This is a genomic window from Xenorhabdus thuongxuanensis, assembly GCF_001908095.1.
GTDB lineage: Bacteria > Pseudomonadota > Gammaproteobacteria > Enterobacterales > Enterobacteriaceae > Xenorhabdus > Xenorhabdus thuongxuanensis.
Genome location: NZ_MKGR01000113.1, coordinates 1 through 458 on the forward strand (window position 1 = coordinate 1; position 458 = coordinate 458).

Annotated in this window: 1 pseudogene; it reads left to right on the top strand. The window is 36.9% G+C overall.

The window, feature by feature from the left end:
* Positions 1 to 197, top strand: a pseudogene (locus Xentx_RS18290) (IS630 family transposase); the annotation flags it as partial.
* Positions 198 to 458: the final 261 nt, after the last annotated feature.

A 458-nucleotide genomic window follows, 5' to 3' on the forward strand; every position in this document is an offset into this window, starting at 1 on the left:
CAAACCTCAATCCGATAGAGCGATTGTGGAAGTATATGAATGAGCAGGTGCGTAATAATGTCTATTTCCCGAATGCGAAGACGTTCCGTGAAACCCTTCATCATTTTTTTCATGTCACTTTGCCAGAAACAGCGAAAGAACTGACGACTCGACTGACTGACAATTTTCAGATTTTAAAACCGGCATCTTCAAGTTAGATTGGTATATAGTAAATACTAAATAGTAGGATATCAATGAATACTTACGATTAATGAACTGTAATAAATATCTTAAACAAATATTACATAAATTTATTTGTGTGGATAGTATTATCGAAATTAGTTGAAAGTAATGAGGAAAAATTGGGAATGCTTTTGTTTATAAATCAGAACCACCCGCATAGCGGGTGGTTTGCTCTAGCCCTATAAGGGCATGTTACCGACTGCGCCTAAATGACGCGGCTTTCTCTTCGTTCAAGC